The following is a 19658-nucleotide window of genomic DNA, read 5'->3' as shown; positions in this document are numbered from 1 at the left end:
GCCAATGAAAAAGCGAAAAAGGTGAAACAGGCAGACGTAAACTCGTCGGTAAACCTAAGGATATTACCCTGGATAGCCAACTTCCTATCCTTTAGTCAAAGCCCTAATACTCACTCGCGCCCCGCCTTTCCAGGGCGCAGCAGGATCTTCTTCCAACTTCACTTCACGCTGTTATACGTCGCTTCTCCCCTAGCCCACCAGCTACTCCGGCTTCATGACTCAGACCATACCACAAAGCCGGAGTAGTCTGCGCGAGTACTACCAAAACTTCACGTAAAGCGCCGTAATCAGCAGCAGAATCACCACGATGAGGGCCGTTTGGCGGGGCGTTACCCGGAACATGGCCGTATCGAGGTCCAGCGACTTGGGGTTGATGCGCGGCCCGGCCAGGCTGATGAGCACCATGAGCAGCCCAGTCAGGAAGAATGACCAGCCCATGCTCACTAGGAACGGCACTTCGTACACGCCGTTGGAATTGCGAAAGGCCGAGTACAGTAGCGTTTCGGGCCCAAACAAGCGCGGCGCGAAGTCGTTGAATAAGAGCGAGAAGCCAAAACCGGCCAGAATGCCCACAATAGCGGCGGTGGCGGTGGTGCGTTTCCAGAACATCCCGAGCAGGAACACGGCCACAATACCGGGCGAGATGTAGCCGGTGTACTTCTGCACGAAGGTGAACCCGCCTTCGCCGCCCACCCCGAGCAGGTCTTCCCAGGTGAAGCCCACGGCCAGCAGCATAGCCACCAGAATAGTCACCCGGCCTACCCACACCAGCTTCTTCTCGTCGGCTTCCTTGTTGAGGTAGCGCTTGTAGATGTCGAGGGTGAAAATGGTGGAAATGGAATTCGCTTTGCCCGCCAGCGAAGCCACAATAGCCGCCGTGAGGGCCGCCAACGACAGTCCTTTCAGACCGTTGGGCAGGAAGGTAAGAATGGCCGAGTAGGCGTTGTCGGGGTTGAGGCTGCCGCCAGCACTCATTTCCGCTTGCAACGAGCCTTGCTGGTGCAGCACGTAGGCCGCAATGCCGGGCAGTACCACCACTACGGGCATAATCAGCTTCAGAAACGCCGCGAACAGGATACCCGTGCGGGCCGTGGGCAGGTCGGCGCCGAGGGCGCGCTGCGTGATGTACTGGTTGCAGCCCCAGTAGTTGAGGTTGGCCACCCACTGTCCGCCCGCGTACATGGCCAGGCCCGGCAGCGCCAGGTATTTATTCACATAGGCCTGCGACGAATCGGGTTCAGGCTTGTTGAATATCATGTGGAAATGGTCATCGGCGGCACTCATCAGGGTTTGAAAACCAGCCAGCACGTTGTTGCCGAGGCCGAATTTCTGGCTTACCAGCACTAGGGCCAGATAGCTCGTAGCCAGGCCGCCGAGCAGCAGCACCGTCACCTGCACCACGTCGGTGTAGCCCACCACTTTCATGCCGCCCAGCGTGATGATAACCGCGAATACGGCCAGCCCGAGCAGAATGAGATGGAAAGTACCCCCGCCCGTGCTGCCTACCAGGTTGTTGATGGCCAGGGCCCCGAGGTAGAGAATCACGGTCAGGTTGACGAGCACGTAAAGAAAGAGCCAAAAGATGCTCATAATTAGGCTCAGCGTGGAGTTGTAGCGCTGCTCCAGAAATTGCGGCATGGTGTAGATTTTCTGCCGCAGATAAATCGGCATGAAAAACACGGCCACGAAAATCAGAATGAGGGCGGCCACCCACTCGTAGGCGGCCACCGCAACCCCCTGCGTGAAACCAGCTCCGGAAGCCCCAATAAACTGCTCCGCTGAGATATTGGAGGCAATCATACTGGCTCCAATGGCCCACCACGTCAGGGAGCCTTCGGCCAGAAAAAAATCTTTGGAGTCGGTCTGAGCCTTGTGTTTGCGCCGGTAGATGTAGTAGCCGTAGAGCGAAACCCCCACGATGTAAAGCAGAAAAACAATCAGGTCGACCAGAGCGAGTTGGTTGCGCATGAGTACGAGTTGGGCGGGGTGAATGAGGAGCTAGGAGATAGGAGTTGGAAGCTAGGAGTTAGCAGGCTAGTTCCCCTCCTTATTCAAGAAAGGAACTGGCCTACTAGCTCCAAATGGCACTATTTTCTAACTCCAAACTTGTAAAGCGTGGTCGAACGGAAGGTTTCGCCGGGCTTAAGCACGGTGCTCGGGAAGCTAGCTTGGTTGGGCGAATCGGGGAAGTGCTGGGTCTCGAGGCAGAAACCGTAGTTTTTAGCGTACGTAGTGCCGCCTTTGCCCTTGAGCGTACCATCAAGAAAGCCACCCGCATAGAATTGCACGCCGGGCTGGTCGGTGAGTACTTCCATGGTGCGGCCCGAAGTAGGCTCATACACCGACACGGCGGAGCGCATGCCTTCGCCGTTCAGGGCCCAGTTATGGTCGTAGCCGCCGGGCACCTGCGCAATTCGCTCACCAATGGCGTGCGCCGTACGGAAGTCAAACGGCGTGCCCGCCACCGATTTCAGCTCGCCGGTGGGAATGAGCGTGTTATCAACCACTGTGTAGCGGTCGGCTTTGATAGTCAGTTCGTGGCCGAGGGCATTTTTAGCTGGCCCGTGGTTGAGGTTGAAGTAGCTGTGATTGGTGAGGTTAAGGGGCGTGGCTTTATCAGTGGTGGCAGTGTAATCGATGCGCAGGGCATCTTCGCCGGTGAGCGTGTACACCACCGTCACGGTCAGGTTGCCGGGGTAGCCTTCTTCGCCATCTTTGCTCGTGTAGGTGAGCCGCAGGGTTTGGCCATCGACCGATACTCCGGGCTCGGCCTGCCACAGCATTTTATCGAAGCCTTTCTTGCCGCCGTGCAAGTGGTTGGGTCCGTTGTTGGTGGCCAGCGTGTAGGTTTTACCATCGAGCGTGAATTTGCCCTTGGCAATCCGGTTGCCGAAGCGCCCAATCAAGGCCCCGAAATACGGCCCCGACTTCAGGTATTCCGGGCTCTGGTAGCCTCCCACGTTATCAAAACCCAGTACTACATCGCCTAGCTTACCCGTTTTATCGGGTGCCAGGATGCTGGTCACGGTGCCGCCGTAGTTGGTGATGCGCACTTGCAGGCCGTTGGCGTTGGTGAGGGTGTAAAGCTGAGCTTCAGTGCCGTCGGTGGTTTTGCCGAAAGAAGCGGAAGTGGGCATAGCGGTGGAAGTCGTAGCGGTTTGAGTGGTATCCGAAGCGCCGGCGGCCGCCGTTTGCTCACCGGCCGGTTTGTTTTGGGAGCAGGCCGCCAGCAGCAGCAGGCCCGCCACGCCGCCAGTCAGCCGGTTTACAGGAAAAGAAGACATCATATACAAGTAGAAGTGAGATGTGAGACCTTAGAAGTTAGAGCAGATGAGGCGAAGAGGCCCCTCAAACGTCAGATAGGTATGAGCCCATGCGCAGGTGGGCCGTCAATCTACCGACAAGCTAGCTTTTCTGAGGCGATACTCGCCGGGCGGGCGGAGGCTGGAACGCCGCGGGGCCATCTGCCACGGGCGAAATGTAAGCTGGTGCAGAACGTTGAAACGGGCCTGACCAACTGGTAGCAACAGACAAGCAATGCGGAGAGAGTGCCAGCGCGGACCGCTCAGGTCGCCCGCGCGGGCTCCTGTGCCCTTATTGATTATCGAGCCCAAACCGCTCAAACAGTGCCGTAGCGGAGGCCGGCCCTTTGGCTAGGACGCCCACTCGCACGCCCCGGTCCCAGGGTGGCAGGTAAGTGCCATCAATGGCCGCAGCACCAGCGGCGGGCAAGTTTTTCCAGGTCTGGCCCGCATCGGAACTCCAGCTAAAACGGTACTGGTTGCCGCCTTCCACCTGCACGCGCAGAGCCAACTCCTTGGCAGCGGCAGGCAAAGCCATTTCGCTCACTATCTGAGACTTACCCGCCTTTATTTGCCGTAGGCGCAGCTTGCCGCCGCCCGCCACCAAGGCCAGCGTATTGTCGGGGTCGCCGTGGGCGGCAAGGCCGGCTTCGGTGCCGGCGGGCAGGCCGGCGGGGCGCAGCAGCGTGGTGGTAGCCGTGTAGCGGGCGGTGGTGGTTTGCACGCCCAGGGCCGCGCCAGCATGGTCGGGGCGGGCGCTGAGTTGCAGTTGGCCACCTTGCACCCGGAACTGCGGCTTCTGCTCAACGGGCCACTGCCAATTGATGCCCAGCGCGGCACTCGTAAATTCGTCGGCTACGTTGCGGCGGTCCACCGAGGGCGTGGGCGTCACGGGCACGCTTTCTTCGGGCAGGAACTTCGGCCAGCCGTCGGCCGTCCAGGAAAATTGGCTGATGACGCCCTGCCGGCCCACAAACTCGAAGCTTTTGCTGTCGTAGGCGTGGTGCAGCATGTACCACCGGTCGCCGCGGTTGAAGATAGTGCCGTGGCCGGGGCAGGCCCACTTTTCATTTTTGGTGAGTATGGGGTTCTTTTCGTACTTCTCCCAGGGGCCCAGCAGATTTTTGGCGCGCGCTACCCCGATACCGTAGGTGCAGTTGTGGCCGCAGCAGCCGTTGCCGGCGTAGAAGGAGTAGAAATAGTCGCCGCGCTTGATTATGCTCACGCCTTCCACGAGGTTGCCTTCCCAGGCCACGGTGTTGCGGAACAGTTCTTTTTTCTCGCCTATCAGCGCCGTACGCTCGTCGTTGAGGCGTTGGGCCCAGATGGGCGTGGGCAGGTTGCGGCTGTTACCGTCCTCCTTCCAGATCAAATACATCTCGCCGTTCTCGTCGCGCATCGGGAAGCCGTCGATGGAGCCAGCCTCCTGCCCTACCAGCGGGCCGTGGTCGCGGTACGGGCCTTCGGGACGGTCGGCGCTGGCCACACCCACGCACAGCGAGCCGCCTTTCTTGTGGGCGGTGTAGTAGACGTAGATTTTACCGTTTTCCTGGCTGATTTCGGGGGCCCAGAAGTAGTAATCGGCCCAGGCGGGCAGCTCGTTCGGAAATATGTGGCCGGCCAGTTCCCACTCCGTCAGGTTGGTCGACTTCAAGAGCGGAAACGCTGGGCCCCAGTTCGAGGAAGTGGCCGTGGCCCAGTATGTGTCGCCCACTTTAGTGATGGACGGGTCGGCGAAGTCGCCGGGCAGCACCGGGTTCACGATGGAAATGGCGGGCATCTCGGCTTCCGCTTTGATTTCTGCCTTCACTTCGGCCTTGGTTTCGCCCGTGACAGTAGGCGTGCGCACGGTGGCCGGTGCGGGCCGTTGGCAGGCGGCAAGCAGGCCTAGAGCGAGGCCGCACAGCAGGTTGGTACGAGAGGGTATTACCATGCAGAGAGAACTATGGCCAGCGGGTGGACCAGCCTAGTTGGAGTTGTTTTTGAGGTTGTTGGAAAGGTTTCATGCGCGTTGCCGGTGGTACTACTCGCCACCCGGTTCCGGCAGCTCCACGCCGATTGCGGCGGGGGTACCAAAGTTAGGGGTGCCGTTGGCGTTCCACGTAAACGGCTGCATACGCGGATTGCGTACATCGCCGCAGCCTTGGTTGGGCCCAGAGTTGGCGTGGTACAGTATCCAGTCCTGCTGCCCGTTTTTGGACTTGAAGAAACTGTTGTGTCCCGGCCCGAAGGCGCCACCAGCGGAATTGGAAGTGAAAACCGGCGTGGTCGATTTCGTCCAGGCGGCCGGGTCCATAGGATCGGCGGTGCTGCTGGCGCTTAGCATTCCGAGGGCATAGGCATCAGTGGTACAGTGACTGGCCGAATACACCAGGAAAGTTTTACCGTTGTGCTGCAATACTTGCGGCCCTTCGTTCACGGGCACCGGCCCTACCGTCTCCCAGCCGTACTGCGGGCGCGATAGTTCGGCGCGGGCCCCAGTGAGCGTCCAAGGATTGCTCATGCGGGCAATGTAGAGCCGCTGTTCCTCGGTAGTAGCAGTGGCGTGGCCCGACCACAGTAGGTAGCGCCCGCCGTTCTGCTCCAAAATTGTAGCGTCGATGGCCCACAAATCCTGGCCTGGCACCGCAATCTGGCCTTTCTCCGTCCAGGTGCCGGTGGTAGGATCAGCGGCGGCGTTTTCGAGCACCCACAGGCGCTGCCCGGTGCAGCAAGGACCCGGCCCCGCCGTGAAGTACACGTACCACTTGCCATCCAGAAAATGTAGCTCGGGCGCCCAGATATCGCGCGAGTTAACGCCACTGGCCGGCGGTGTCCAAATCACCTTGCTCACAGCCGAGCCCAGCTCCGACATCTTAGCCGTTTTGCGCAGGGTCAGGTTGCCGCCCGTAGTAGCCATGTAATAGTAGAAACCATCCTTCTCCACCACCCACGGGTCGGGCCCGGAAGCCAGCAGCGGGTTGCGAAAGGTGGTGGTTTCGGTGGGCGGGGTGACGGGTGGGGCCGACGGCGCCGCCTTGTCTGATTTGCACCCCAGCAAAACCAGCAGTAGTAAGGGGAGCAACATACGAACGGGAGCAGGTCTCATAGCAAAGGAAGGGGGTGGAAATCAACGGGAACTGGCCTGGGTGGCCTTCGTCGGTTTAGGGCGCGGCGGCCGGCCCGCGCCACTGGCCGGCCCCGCCACAGTCTTTACGGAGGGCGTACCGGCGTTGGGCACCACGCGGGGCCAACCGTCTACATACTCCAGCCGGTCCAGCAGCATCACGCGCCGCGAATAGTCGGCCGAGGCGAGGGTGCCGGAGCTAGTGGGGTGCGCCAAGCTAATGGCGTGGTAGGCCAGCCAATCCTGGCCGGCCGCATCGGTTACCACCGAGTTGTGGCCCGGCGCCAGCCACCGCTCATTGCGCGTCAGGATGGTGCTGTTGGGCCGGCCGGTAGCCTGGGCCAGGGTCTGGAAGGGGCCGGTAGCACTGCGCGAGCGGGCCACCATCACGGCGTAGTGGGCCTTGTCGCCGCAGCAGTTGTCGCCGGAGTAGAACAGGTAATACCAGCCGTTGCGCAGTGTCACCCAGCTGCCTTCCACCAGCCGCTGGTAGTTGTCGGGGCTGTCCGTTTTGTCGGGCTGCACCAGCGCAACGGCCTGGCTGCCGGGCGCGAAGCGGAGCCGGTCCGGGGTGAGTTCCCGCACTTTCAGCGGCTCAAAGCCCGAGCCCCAGTACAGCAGCTTCTTGCCCGTGGCCGGGTCGTCGTACTGCATGGGGTCGATGTTGACGAAGCCCGGCCCGCAGGCCAGCGGCTCGGCGGCCGGCTTAAACGGGCCTGCCGGGGAGCTGGCCGTAGCCACGGCCAGGCACAGGCCCTGCTCGTCTACGCCCGGGCGACTAGGCGGCGAGTTATTGGGTTTGGCCGAGAAGTACAGGTAATACGTGCCGTTGGCCTCGCTCACGTGGGGCGCCCAGAACTGCTGAGTGGTATCGGCCCAGACGGGCTTCACGGGCAGGGCGTCGCCGAGATGGGTCCAGTGCACGAGGTCGGCGGAGCGGGCCACTTGCAAGTTCAGGAGCTTGCCCTGGCGGCGGGTCTGAGTGGCGTAGGCGTAATAGTACCCGTCACGGGCCCGAATAAGCGTGGGGTCGGCAAAATCGGCGTCAAGCACGGGGTTGGTGTACGCGGGGGCCGGAGCCGGCTTTTGCTGAGCAGTAGCCGGACCTACCCCCCCTATCAGCAGCCCAACCAACAATCCGGTAACGCGAGACAATGCATCGTCCATAGGATTTCAGGAAAGAAACGACAATTTTAAAAAGGTCAGTCAGCGGCACGGCGTGAGTTGCAAACAAACAGCCACCCGGCCCCAGGACCAGGCGGCTGTTTGCGTTTGATCAGCGGCTGCTCACTCGCCTAGTACCCCGTATTCTGGGTTAGGCCGAACAGGTCCACGTCGGCTTGTAGCAGCGGCAAAAAGCGCGAACGGTCAGCCCGGAAGTTGTTGAAATCAGGGTCGCGGGCCTTCAGCCGATCAATATCCGCTTGGTTGTTGAGCAGTCCCCAGCGTTGCAGGTCGAACCAGCGCACACCTTCACCCGTTAGTTCGGTCACCCGCTCGTGCATGAGTTGCATGCGCAACGTAGCCTGCGTGAAGTCAGTCGCCCTCAACGGTGCTAGGCCGGCGCGCTCCCGCACCTGGTTGATCAAAGGAATGGCTCCCGACGTGTTGCCTTGCTCGTTCAACGCCTCGGCTTGCATCAGCAGCACGTCGGCGTAACGCATCACCCGGTGGTTGATGGGCGAGTCGAAGTCTTCCAAGGTCCGGTAGTAGTCGGTCTGGTACTTGCGCCAGTACACGCGGGCTCGGTTGCGCGTGTCGGCGCCGTAGCGCGTCAAGAAGCCCACTCCGTATACCAAGGTATCGGCATCAGATGGCAGGGCCGTAGGAAACTGGGTTTGGTCGCGGCGGTTATAAAACACCGTAGCCGCTAAGCGCGGATCACGCGCTCCGCTTGCCGTGGGTTCTTGCAGAAACTCACGCACCACCCAGGGCCTTACCTCCCCGTCGTTGAATCCATAACCCGGCACTCCCCAGAACTGCGAGCGTTGCCCGCCCTGCGAGGAGGTAGCATCCGGCCCGCCGCCCGAATCATTGCCGCCTCTCCTCTCGTCCGAAAACTGCACTTCAAATATCGACTCCGAATTGTTTTCCGTCGTGTGCCGGAAGTTGTCGGTGTAGACTGGCGTTAGGCTGTAAGTACCCGAACTGATAACCTGCGCGAATTGCGCCTGCGCATCGGCCCAGCGCCGGTTTTGCATGTAAGCTCTGCCGAGCAGCGTAGTGGCCGCGCCCTTAGTAGCCCGTCCTACGTCGTTGCCGGTGTAGGCGGCCGGCAAATCAGGCTGGGCAGCTTGCAAATCGGTAATTACCTGTTCCCATATCTGTGCTTCCGTCGCCTGCGGATAGGCTGTCGTCAGATCGGTTGGAGGAGCCAGAGTAAAGGGCACATTACCATAGAGCGAAACTAGGTTAAAGTAGCTAAGTGCCCGCAGAAAGCGGGCCTCAGCCAGCACCCGCTTTTGCAGCGTGGCGTCCATTTGAATACCAGGCACGTTGGCTAACACCTGGTTGCAGCGGTAGATGGTACGATAATGGTCGCGCCAGAGGTCGTTCGAAACCTCGAAGTTGTAATTTGTGTGCAGGAAACGGGTAAAATCAGCCAGTTCGCCCCAGGGGCTTTGGCTAAAGCCGGTATCGTCGCGGAGGTCGGTAGCGAAGTGGATCCAGCGCCGGTACATACCTAAACCTTGCAAGCCAGCGTAGCAGGCCGTGGAGGCGCGCACCGCATCGTCGCTGCTTTTCCAAAATGTTGTAATGACGGGCTGATTAGGGTTGGATTGATCAAGCAGATCTTTCTCGCAGGCAGTAGCGCCTAGCAACAACGTTCCGACCAAGCCGAGCCGAGTTAAAAAAGAGAATTTCATAGGAGTCGGGGGACTAAAATCAGTGAGAAAAGCTCCTTAGAAGCCGGCTTGAATGCCGAGCGTAAACGAGCGCAGGTTGGGGTAAGCGCCATTGTCGACACCTCGGGCCAAATTGTTGGCCAGCGTGTTAAAAGAGCCGCTGGTAGCCGTGTTGGCGTCATAACCAACGCTGCTGCCCACCGTTTCCGGATCGTAGCCGCTGTAGTCGGTTATCGTGAACAGGTTCTGGGCAGTGGCGTAAATGCGTAAAGAGGTCACGTATTTAGCGCGCTCCAGCACTGGCTTGGGCACCGTGAAGCCAAGCTGTAAGTTTTTCAGGCGCATGTAGGAGCCGTCTTCCAACCAACGGGTAGTGGTGAACCGGTCGTTGTAGCCGGGCGTGTTGCCAGCGTTACCACCGGAGAGTAAGGCGCGAGGCGTCGTGGTAGACGGATTGGAGGGAGTCCAGGGGCTCAAATCGGCCAGGTAGTTGCTGTTGTTGCTGGTCTGTGTATACCAAAACTTCGTCTCGTTAAATACGTCGTTGCCCTGCACTCCTTGTAGGAAAGCCGTCAGATCGAAACCGCCGTAGCCCAAGCTCAGGTTGAAGCCATACTGGAATTTAGGGAATACCCGACCCACGTGAGCCCGGTCTCTTTCTGTTATGGCTCCGTCGCCGTTGAGGTCCTTGTAGCGTACGTCCCCGGGCTGTAGTCCGGCCGGAATGTTCTCACCGGTTTGGTAAATGCCATCAAACTGGTAGAGATAAAACGAACCGACTTCGTAGCCAACCTCCGTGCGGGTAATGTCCTGTGGACCGCCATTAAAGAAGTTGCCGGAAGAACCTTCTGCGCTTCCCGCTGACGTACCTAGATCCAACACTTTGTTTTCGATGGTGGTCAGGTTAGCCGTGGCACCATAGCGGAATGGTTTGCTCGTTTCGTTGTAGCCAAGTACAAATTCAAATCCCTTGTTTTCGAGCTTGCCCAAGTTACGGTACGGGTTAGGGCCAGCATTTCCATAAGCTACAGGTAGATTCGGGTTGATGAGCGCGTTAAAGGTCTGCGACACGTAGTAGTCGGCCGAGAGCGTCAGCTTATCAGCCAGGAAGCCTGCGTCGAAGCCCACATTGGTGGTGCGTCGGTCTTCCCACCGGATGCCCGTGCTGGCAAAATTGGTATTAATCGCTCCGTTTTGAGCGGTTCCCCCACCCAGACCATAGTTGACATTGGTATTGATGAGACCCTGTGTCTGGTACGCACCACCGTAGAGGCCGCCTAGTTGGTCATTGCCCAACCGGCCATAGGAAGCACGTAACTTCAAGTCAGAGATAGCGCCTACGTTCTCGAAGAATTGCTCCTTGGAAATACGCCAGCCTAACGAGGCCGCCCCAAAATTTCCCCAGCGATTGTCAGGCTCAAAACGCGAGGAGCCATCGCGGCGGAACGCAGCTGTTACGAGGTAGCGCTGGTCGTAGTCGTAGGTAACCTGTCCAAAAAATGACTGCTTGGCCCAGACATACGAGGAACCAAGCACTTGCGGCGTCTGGCTGCCTGCATCCAAAGCCCAATAGTAAATGGGCCCCTGACCATATTCAAAATTCACGCCCCGCGTGAAATCTCGCTCGAAGCGCTGCTGACTATGTCCGGCCACCGCCGTTAGATTGTGCTGTCCAAAGCTTTGGTCGAAGGTCAGCGTGTTTTCCACCATGCCAAATAGCTCATTGCCTTGGCTTTCGCCAAAGGAAGACGGCGTTACCGGGTCGTTGAGGCGCCATACGCCAAATTGACGCCGCTGCTGGTCGCGGAAGCTGTTGTACTCTGTGGCCAGGTTGAGGCGGTAGCGTAAGAAGTCAAATATGGATACCTCGGCGTACACATTGCCCTGCACCCGGTTCGAAATGCCCGTATCATTGCGTAGGTCTTGCAGCGCGATGGGGTTGGTAGCGAAGGTCCTGGCGTTGTTGTTACCAATGCCGTAGCCGCCGGGCGTGTTAGGGTCGCGCACCGGCGTCACGGGCAAGAGCTGCGGGATATTGACGAAGGGAGAACCCGTGAGTGGTCCGTAATTGAGGCGGGTCTGATTGGAGCGTGTGAGCAGCGCGTTTTCGCCAACACGCAGCCGCCCCCGATTAAAGCTTGTGTTTACCCGAAAGCTGTACCGGTCGAATTTAGGACCTACTACAGTACCACTTTGACGGAAGTAGCCGCCTGTTACATTGTAGGTGGAGTTTTCGCCACCACCCGAGAAGCCCAGGTTATAATCTTGCACTGAGCCCTGTTTGAAAAACTCGTCTTGCCAGTCGGTGTCGATGCCCGGCAGGTTGGCTGCGTACGGCTGGCGCATCTGCCCGGTGTTGTCGTATGCCTGGTTGTTGATGGCGGCCCATTGCTGCGCGTTGGCTAGATCTAAGCGCTTGATGATGTTTTGAACGCCACCGTTGGCGTTGAAGCTGATTTGAGGCGGGCCCGAACGACCTTTCTTGGTGGTGATGATGATAACCCCATTGGCGCCTGAAGCGCCGTAAGGAGCCAGTGATGCCGCGTCCTTGAGCACCTGTACCGATTCTACGTCGGCCGGGTTGAAGTCGCGCTGGCCGTTCTGGTTCTGCACCCACAGCCCGTCGATGACGTAGAGTGGGCCGCTGCCGCTGGCAATGGTGCCTAGGCCCCGGATGTTAATATTAGGTGCCTGCCCCGGCTGGCCGGAGTTGGTCACCGTCACGCCCGGTACACGGCCCTGAATGGCTTCGCCCACCGAGGCTACCGGTGCCCGGCGCACATCCTGCGAGCTTACCGAGGCCACCGAGCCGGTTACATTTTGACGCTCTTGCGTTAGATAACCCACTACCACTACTTCGTTCAGTGCCTTGGCATCGGGCGCCAAACTGACATCTATGGTGGTTTGGTTGCCTACGGCTACCTCACGAGTAGTGTAGCCCACAAACGAGAAAACCAGCGTCGCGCTGCTGCTGGCTACGTTTAGCGTGAAGCGGCCATCGGCGCTGGTGGTGACGCCGTTACTGGTGCCTTTTTCGAGCACCGTAACGCCGGGCATGCCTTGCCCATTCTCGTCAAGCACTCGGCCTGAAACTGGTACTTCGGGCTGCGCTACCGTTTCGTGCAGGGTAGCTGTTGCAATGGTAGTGGAAAGAGGGCTGGCGCTGACCGCCGCAGGCAAGCAGCATAGCAGTGCCGGTAAAGCAAGGCGCCTACGTTTTGGTACCTGGTTTTTCATGGGAATTTGGGTTGGGGATGAAATGGAAAGAGCTTGGGAATACCGCAAACGTTTGCATTTTGAGGCAAATTGTATTGCTTGCGGGGTGTTTTTCAGTCCATATAAACTAAGCTGCGGTAAAAGCGGCCTTATTTTGCTTGGGAAAGCACTGCTGAGCTTTGCACCTACTCGGCAGCGAGTATCCAGTTCTAGATTTATTGAAGAAAACCTAGGTGAGTAAGCACTAACAAACAGTTGTTCTGCGTAAGGATAACAGGAAATTAAAATAATGTCAAGGTATATGGCACTTATATGGAACGTGACGAAATCTTACTACCTCATCTTACAACCAGTATTTTACAACATATAAACCTGTAAATCAGCTAGTTACTATAACTTCGTCAGATAATAAGCTGAATAAATTCGACGGAAAAAACGTTTGCATTTTTATTTCAGACAAATGATGAAAAGTTGAAGTCGAAGAAAAATATCTCGTTTTGAAGTAGCTGGCAATAATAATACTGCTCAAATTTCCGATCGAAGCATCTAATGCTGAATTATATTTCGACAAAATCATATCTATCAACAGATTGTCAAATCTATTATCTGCTCAGCTTCGCCCTCATATGCTCGTTCATTGACCTTCTGCTCAGTAGTTCTGGTGCCGCTTTAAAAATTCGTTTTGCGCAAATTAGACGGATACTACTAGCACGTTATTCTGCTTCTTGATTTGCAAACGTTTGTCTTTCTTTCAAACAATTATCACCTTCGACACGCCATTTTCTGTCTTCCCTCCACCCACCACAACCCCACGCCACTATGTTAGCGCAGTCCATTGCCGAGGATTTTCAGCGTCGTTTCGGGTATGAGCCGCTGCTGGTGCGGGCACCGGGCCGAGTGAACCTGATTGGCGAGCACACCGACTATAATGAGGGGTTCGTGCTGCCCGCCGCCATCGATAAGGCTATTTATTTTGCTGTAGGTTTAAATGGCGGCACTGCGGCCCAGCTGGTTTCTTACGATAAGGGCGACACCTACACTGCTCCTCTGGAAAATATGCAGCCCGGCCCCCTCGAATGGGCCAACTACCTGCTCGGCGTAGCAGCGCAGTTTCAGCGGCGCGGGATTACGGTGCCGGGCTTCGACTGCGTGTTTGGGGGTACCGTGCCAATGGGGGCGGGTTTGTCGTCGTCGGCGGCGGTAGAGTGCGGGCTGGCGCTGGCCCTCAACGAGCTGCTGGGAGTCGGTTTGAAACGGATGGAACTGGCCCGGCTGGCGCAAGGCGCCGAGCACGAGTACGCCGGCGTGCAGTGCGGCATTATGGACCAGTTTGCGAGCTTGTTTGGGCGGGCCGGCCACGTTGTGCGCCTCGATTGCCGCTCCCTCGCCTACGACTACTTTCCCTTCGATAGCTCGGCCTGCCACCTAGTGCTCTGCAACTCCGGCGTGAAGCACTCCTTGGCCAGCTCCGAATACAACACCCGCCGCGCCGAATGCGCCAGCGGCGTAGCCGTGCTGCGGGGCCACTACCCCACCGTGCACAGCCTGCGCGACGCCACTACCGAGCAGCTCTGGCGCCACCGCGCCGAGCTGGGCGAAACCGTGTACCGCCGCTGCCGCTACGTGGTGGAAGAAAACCTGCGGGTAGAAGCCGCTTGCCAGCACTTGCTGGACGGCAACCTGGCGGCTTTCGGGCAGGAAATGTACGCCTCGCACGCTGGTCTGCGCGACGACTACGAGGTGAGCTGCCCCGAGTTGGACGTGCTGGTAGAAATAGCCCAAGCAGCGCCGGCAGTGTTTGGGGCCCGCATGATGGGCGGCGGCTTCGGCGGCTGCACGATAAACCTGGTGGCCGCCGATGCCGTTGACGAGTTTATTGATCATGCCACCGCACACTACCAACAGCGCCTGGGCCGGCCACTGGAAACCTACCGCGCTACCATTGTGGGCGGCGTAGAGGTGTTGCACCCGGATCTGGCGCGCTGATTTACTCCACTCCCGAATCGTTATCGTTCATGGCTGCTTTCGATACTGCCGAGCATTCGCACCGGCGCTACAACCCCCTGATGGGCGAATGGGTGCTCGTGTCGCCACACCGCTCCAAGCGGCCCTGGCAGGGCCAGCAGGAAAAGGCGGAGCCCGACGTGCGCCCCGCCTACGACCCCACTTGCTACCTCTGCCCCGGCAACACCCGCGCCAACGGCGCCCAGAATCCGCCCTACGCCAGCACCTTCGTCTTCGACAACGACTTTGCTGCGCTGCAAGCCGACGTGCCGGTGGGTTCCGTGGAAGTGGGCGGCTTGCTGCGGGCCGAGGCCGAATCCGGCATCGCCCGCGTCATCTGCTTCTCCCCGCGCCACGACCTGACCCTGCCCGAAATGGAGCTGCCCGCTATTCGGAGCGTGGTGGACGTCTGGGTGGACGAGTACCAGACGCTCGGCCAGCGGCCCGACATCAACTACGTCCAGATCTTCGAAAACAAGGGCTTCATGATGGGGTGCAGCAACCCCCACCCCCACGGCCAGATCTGGGCCCAGCGCACCGTGCCCGCCGATCCGGCCAAGGAAACCGAGCGGCAGGCGGCCTACTTCGCGGAAAACGGCCGCAGCCTACTCACCGACTACCTCGCCATTGAGCTGCGCGAACAAACGCGCATCGTGTTTGCCAACGAGCATTTCGTGGTGCTGGTGCCGTTTTGGGCGGTGTGGCCTTTCGAGACGCTGCTGCTGCCGCGCCGGCACGTCACGTCCATTGAGCAGCTGACGGATGCCGAGAAGGACGCTTTTGCTGAGGCCCTGCGCCAGATCACCATCCGCTACGACAATCTATTTCAGATTTCGTTTCCCTACTCCGCTGGCCTGCACCAGCGCCCCACCGATGGCCAGGAGCACGCCAGTTGGCACCTGCACATGCACTTTTTCCCGCCGCTGCTGCGCTCGGCTACGGTCCGCAAGTTCATGGTCGGCTACGAGATGCTCGGCAACCCTCAGCGCGACATAACCCCCGAATTCGCCGCCGAAAGACTCCGCAGCCTGCCCGACGTGCATTACAAGCAAACGGAGGAGTTGAATTTCACCGAAAGTAAGCTTTAAAGCTAGACGTTATAGTTAGTTCTTCTCCTCGAGAAATGCCGCAAGCGGCGCGGATTGCTTCTGGCTAGTAGCTCGTTCTGCCCTGACTGTCCAGCCATTCTCACTCGATTAGGTTCACTGATTTGAGCAGAGAGGAAGCGCACCATAGTTCAAGGGCTTAGACTAGTATGTGTCGTCTACTATGGCAATAGATTCATGGAGTGCCACTACGCATCAAAAATTTTCAAAATAAATATGAGTTGTTTAAGAAAAACTGTAACTTGTTCCTAAGCTGGCGTAGCCGTTATACAAGCTTTATTCTTAATGCCGTCGCAAATCTTACAACTACAATGGTACTAGTCCATCGACTACTCTTGCTATTGCTTTTTGCAAGCGTTATAAACGCGTGTAGCAAAGGGCCAACGGAAGGCCCAACGTTAGTGCAAGGGCAGGTAATACAAAGTCATAGCCGTGAGCCGGTAGGTAATGCCTCTATACAGGTATATCATATAAAGCCAGGGGGCGGCTATGTACCTGAGGGGGATGCCTATCCATCAGATGAGGAAGGAAAATTTTCATTTTACTTCGACGCCAAAGACAAGAATGGTTATATAGTATTAGCCACTGCTCCCCCTGGGTACTTCACAAACTGGGCTTCAGCTCCAAGCTTGGTTGCGGGACGCAAAAATAGAGATTTAAGCATCCCTGTGCTAGCCCCGGCTTGGCTCCGTCTACAATTCGTGGATGAGCCGCCCCGAAGTAGAGCTGTTATTAGCATACACGGCTATACAGGGCCAGGTGACGTACTGTATTACCCTAGGGACACGGTCTTAATCAGGCCTATAGGTTCAGGATTTAGATCTGCTTTATTATGTAGTGTAAACGCTGAAGGCAGAGAGGTGGCTTCCAATTATTTCGTTTCTCCTAGTCCACTTGACACCGTGACGATACGCATTGTGTTTTGACGTGCTTAGAAAACAGGCTGTCGCAGAGGTTTGCGGCAGCCTGTTTTCATTCACTGTATTTATTTGCGACCTGTCCTCCGTCACCCATATGTTGGTCAACCCTTACTGACACATTATCGCTGCTTTTTGCCATCAATTCAGATGCAACGCAGTTTTCCTAAAGTCCTACACTTTTCAGAAGCGGCTTAGGCACAACCGGCGTACTGTTCAACCGCTTAATCAGCTCCGTCTCATCTTGCCGGTAGGGCGTGCCGTCTTTGCGAAACACCTCATGGAACCACTCCACCGGCTCGCTACCATCGGCTAACGGGGTATCCCAGGCGTATTTCGTGTTGGTTTTGCCATCAACGAGGCCCCAATTGATGGCCCCGACGTTTTCCTTCTTCAGCAGCGGCATGATGGTGGCGAAGCGGCTGTTGCGGATGCGGGCCATGTACTCAGTGCAGATGAGCGGCCGGCCCGTGAGGCGCAGCAGGTCTATCATCCGCTGGTGCGTGACAATGTCTTCGTAGTTGTGATAGGTGATAATGTCGGAATGGGCGGCCTGGAAGGCGTTGAGGTACTGAAAATCCCAGGCCCACAAGCCCACGCTCAGCGGCTGGTCGGGGTTGACGGCCCGCGCCCACCGGAACACGTTGCGCAGCAGCGGCAGTGAGGACTCTTTCTTGTTGGAATTGCCGGGCTCGTTGTACAAGTCCCACAGCAGCACCCGCTTGTCGTGCTTGAAGTGCGTCAGCACGTCGGTCACGTATTTCTCCAGGCCCATAAACTTGGTCGAGTCACGAGAAACGGGCTCGCCGGGGTCTTGCAGCCAGCCGGAGTTGTGGACGCCGGTTTTAGGAGCCGGCTGCGGCCCAATCTTGGCTTCCTTGTTCCAGCAGTCATCGAAAAACACGAACATGGTCTGGATGTGGTGCCGGTCGGCGATGCGCAGGTACTCGTCCATGCGCTGCTTGAAGCCCTGCGGGTCCTGCTCCCAGGCGAGGTGGTGCAGAAACACCCGCATAGTGTTGAAACCGATGCTTTCGGCCCAGCCCAGCTCCCGGTCGATGGTCTGCGGATCGAAGGTGGCAGCCTGCCACATTTCCAGCTGATTGATGGCGGTGCTCGGAATGAAGTTGGCGCCCGACATCCAGGCGTGCTTGCGGTACCAGTCGTTGGCTTTCTCCACCGACCAGACCGTACCCGACGCGGTTTTGCTCGGTTTGGCTTTGCGGCCTTGGGCCAATGTGCCGTCGATGGACAGCTGGAGCAGCAGTAAAAGAAGCAGCAGTTTTTTCATAGGTAAAGGGTGGGATTTGGAGCGTGTACTACCGCCAACTGTCGCGGATGTAGGATTAGCATCGACTTCGCTATGCGTGCCGCCGACCCGGTACAACGGATGAGCAGTGGGCGGTTGAGTTGCCGCAAGCTAAAATTTACCTGTGACTAGTGCAAACGTTTGCGAATGTGACGCACCGATAGGGTTCATAGAACCGCCGCATCATGCGGCTTCGTGCGCGGGGAAGGAAGTGCCACCCGGAACCGAGCGGTGCTAGGCTTCCGCGTTTATGTGATACATTAGACAGTGCCAACCCTCTACTGCTGCCCATGACCAAGGACGCCCCCGCGCTCAAGAAAGTATTGCAGCCCCTGCACCTGTGGGCACTGGCCGTGGGGCTGGTTATCTCCGGCGAGTACTTTGGGTGGAACTATGGCTGGGACGTAGCCGGGCCGGTGGGTTTTCTGGTAGCCACCTTGCTGGTTACGGTGCTCTACGTCACCTTTATTTTCAGCTTCACCGAGCTTACGGCCGCCATTCCGCACGCGGGCGGGCCCTTCGCATATTCTTATCGGGCTTTTGGGCCGTTGGGTGGCTTGGTGGCCGGCTACGCCACGCTGGTGGAATTTTTGTTTGCCCCACCCGCCATTGCGCTGGCGCTGGGCAGCTACGGGCACTTTCTCAATCCGGCGGTGCCGGTGCTTGGCACGGCCTTAGGCTGCTACGTGCTTTTCATCGGCATCAATCTGCTCGGCATCCGCGAGTCCGCGCGGTTTTCGCTGCTCGTGACGCTGCTGGCCGTGGCGGAGTTGCTGCTGTACATGGGTTTGGTGGCGCCGCACTTCAAGGCCGCTAACTTTCTGGCCCATCCCGTGCCTCTTCGTGCGGCGGGTATTTTCGCGGCCCTGCCGTTTGCCATTTGGTTTTATTTGGCCATCGAAGGCGTGGCGATGGTGGCGGAAGAAGTACAAGACCCCAAACGCACCATTCCTAAAGGCTACCTCTACGGGCTCGGCACGCTCGTTCTGCTGGCCTTAGGGGTGATGATTCTTACGGGCGGCATCACCGACTGGCGGCGCCTGAGCACCATCGACTACCCGCTGCCCGAAGCTCTGGGCGTGGTGCTGGGCCGCCACAGTAAGTGGACGCAGCTCTTCGCCAGCATTGGTCTGTTTGGGTTGGTAGCGTCCTTTCACGGCACCATCATCGGCTATTCTCGGCAAGTGTACGCCCTGGCCCGCAGCGGCTACTTACCCGGCTTCCTGGCCCGAGTGAACTCCCGGTTCCAGACGCCGCACTGGGCTCTGGTGGCCGGGGGCGTGGTGGGCGGCGCGGCCCTACTCACCGGCACTACCGCGCAGGTTATCAGTCTCTCGGTACTAGGCGCCATCGTGATGTACGGCATGAGCCTGCTCAGCCTGTTCGCGCTCCGCAAGAAAGAGCCGCACCTGGAACGACCTTTCACGGCGCCGCTCTACCCTTACTTTCCCCTGCTAGCCCTGGGCCTGACAGCTCTTTGCCTCGGCGCTGTTGTGTATTACAACTGGTGGCTAAGCGTCCTGTTCTTCGCGGGCCTAGGCGGCGCGCTGGCCGTATACATGCTGCTTGGTAAGGAGCAAGGGACAATGAAGAATTAGGAATTGAGAACGTCCCGGTCTGTCCGCTTTTTCGGCGGGCTGACCGGTCGAAGAACGCGCCAATTGTTCAATGAGGAATTAAGAATGAAGAATTGAGGCGAACTAGCAGTCGGAACACCGTCAGCTCGCCGAAAAAGCGAGCAGACCGGAAACAACGGCAATGAGCAATGAACAGTTGTCGGGCTAGGCCTTTAGGAAGTTGTTCATTGTTCATTGTTCATTGTTCATTGTTCATTGTTCATTGTTCATTGTTC

11 protein-coding genes are annotated in these 19658 nt (G+C 58.2%); 3 read left to right on the top strand and 8 right to left on the bottom strand.

Translation table 11 applies throughout. The annotated features are described in order from the left end of the window. Positions 1 to 258: 258 nt before the first annotated feature. The 7 genes from ACYSMN_RS04000 to ACYSMN_RS03970 all read right to left on the bottom strand — a co-directional run bounded on the left by ACYSMN_RS04000 (position 259) and on the right by ACYSMN_RS03970 (position 12434). Complete coding sequence (locus ACYSMN_RS04000; RefSeq protein ID WP_488922555.1) at positions 259 to 1968, bottom strand: sodium:solute symporter family transporter; 1710 nt, start codon at positions 1966 to 1968, stop codon at positions 259 to 261. Between the two features lie 119 nt (positions 1969 to 2087). Next, positions 2088 to 3287, bottom strand: coding sequence for an aldose epimerase family protein (locus ACYSMN_RS03995; protein WP_488922554.1), 1200 nt, complete (start codon positions 3285 to 3287; stop codon positions 2088 to 2090). A 307-nt stretch (positions 3288 to 3594) separates the two neighbouring features. Then, positions 3595 to 5235: a family 43 glycosylhydrolase gene (locus ACYSMN_RS03990; protein ID WP_488922553.1), complete on the bottom strand. Its 1641-nt coding sequence runs from the start codon at positions 5233 to 5235 to the stop codon at positions 3595 to 3597. 90 nt (positions 5236 to 5325) lie between these two features. Further along, positions 5326 to 6369: a glycoside hydrolase family 43 protein gene (locus ACYSMN_RS03985; RefSeq protein WP_488922552.1), complete on the bottom strand. Its 1044-nt coding sequence runs from the start codon at positions 6367 to 6369 to the stop codon at positions 5326 to 5328. A gap of 42 nt (positions 6370 to 6411) precedes the next feature. Beyond that, positions 6412 to 7575, bottom strand: a complete 1164-nt coding sequence (locus ACYSMN_RS03980) for a glycoside hydrolase family 43 protein (protein WP_488922551.1) — start codon at positions 7573 to 7575, stop codon at positions 6412 to 6414. 128 nt (positions 7576 to 7703) lie between these two features. After that, entirely contained in the window at positions 7704 to 9275 is a 1572-nt protein-coding gene (locus ACYSMN_RS03975) for a RagB/SusD family nutrient uptake outer membrane protein (RefSeq protein WP_488922550.1), read from the bottom strand. Positions 9276 to 9311: 36 nt separating this feature from the next. Further along, the gene (locus ACYSMN_RS03970; RefSeq protein ID WP_488922549.1) at positions 9312 to 12434 is read right to left on the bottom strand and encodes a SusC/RagA family TonB-linked outer membrane protein; all 3123 of its coding nucleotides are present in this window, start codon (positions 12432 to 12434) and stop codon (positions 9312 to 9314) included. An 855-nt stretch (positions 12435 to 13289) separates the two neighbouring features. Here ACYSMN_RS03970 and galK point away from each other — a divergent pair. Further along, entirely contained in the window at positions 13290 to 14456 is a 1167-nt protein-coding gene (gene galK, locus ACYSMN_RS03965; RefSeq protein WP_488922548.1) for a galactokinase, read from the top strand. A 29-nt stretch (positions 14457 to 14485) separates the two neighbouring features. After that, positions 14486 to 15562 carry a UDP-glucose--hexose-1-phosphate uridylyltransferase gene (locus ACYSMN_RS03960; RefSeq protein WP_488922547.1) on the top strand — a complete coding sequence of 359 codons (1077 nt, stop codon included), beginning with the start codon at positions 14486 to 14488 and terminating at the stop codon, positions 15560 to 15562. 1101 nt (positions 15563 to 16663) lie between these two features. Here ACYSMN_RS03960 and ACYSMN_RS03955 read toward each other — a convergent pair. Then, positions 16664 to 17788 carry a cellulase family glycosylhydrolase gene (locus ACYSMN_RS03955; RefSeq protein ID WP_488922546.1) on the bottom strand — a complete coding sequence of 375 codons (1125 nt, stop codon included), beginning with the start codon at positions 17786 to 17788 and terminating at the stop codon, positions 16664 to 16666. 308 nt (positions 17789 to 18096) lie between these two features. On the opposite strand from ACYSMN_RS03955, the gene eat reads away from it, so the two are divergent. Beyond that, positions 18097 to 19404, top strand: coding sequence for an ethanolamine permease (gene eat / locus ACYSMN_RS03950; RefSeq protein WP_488922545.1), 1308 nt, complete (start codon positions 18097 to 18099; stop codon positions 19402 to 19404). Positions 19405 to 19658 lie beyond the last annotated feature (254 nt).

The organism is Hymenobacter sp. M1-2 (genome assembly GCF_057808495.1).
This window is presented reverse-complemented; position numbering and strand designations above follow the sequence as displayed.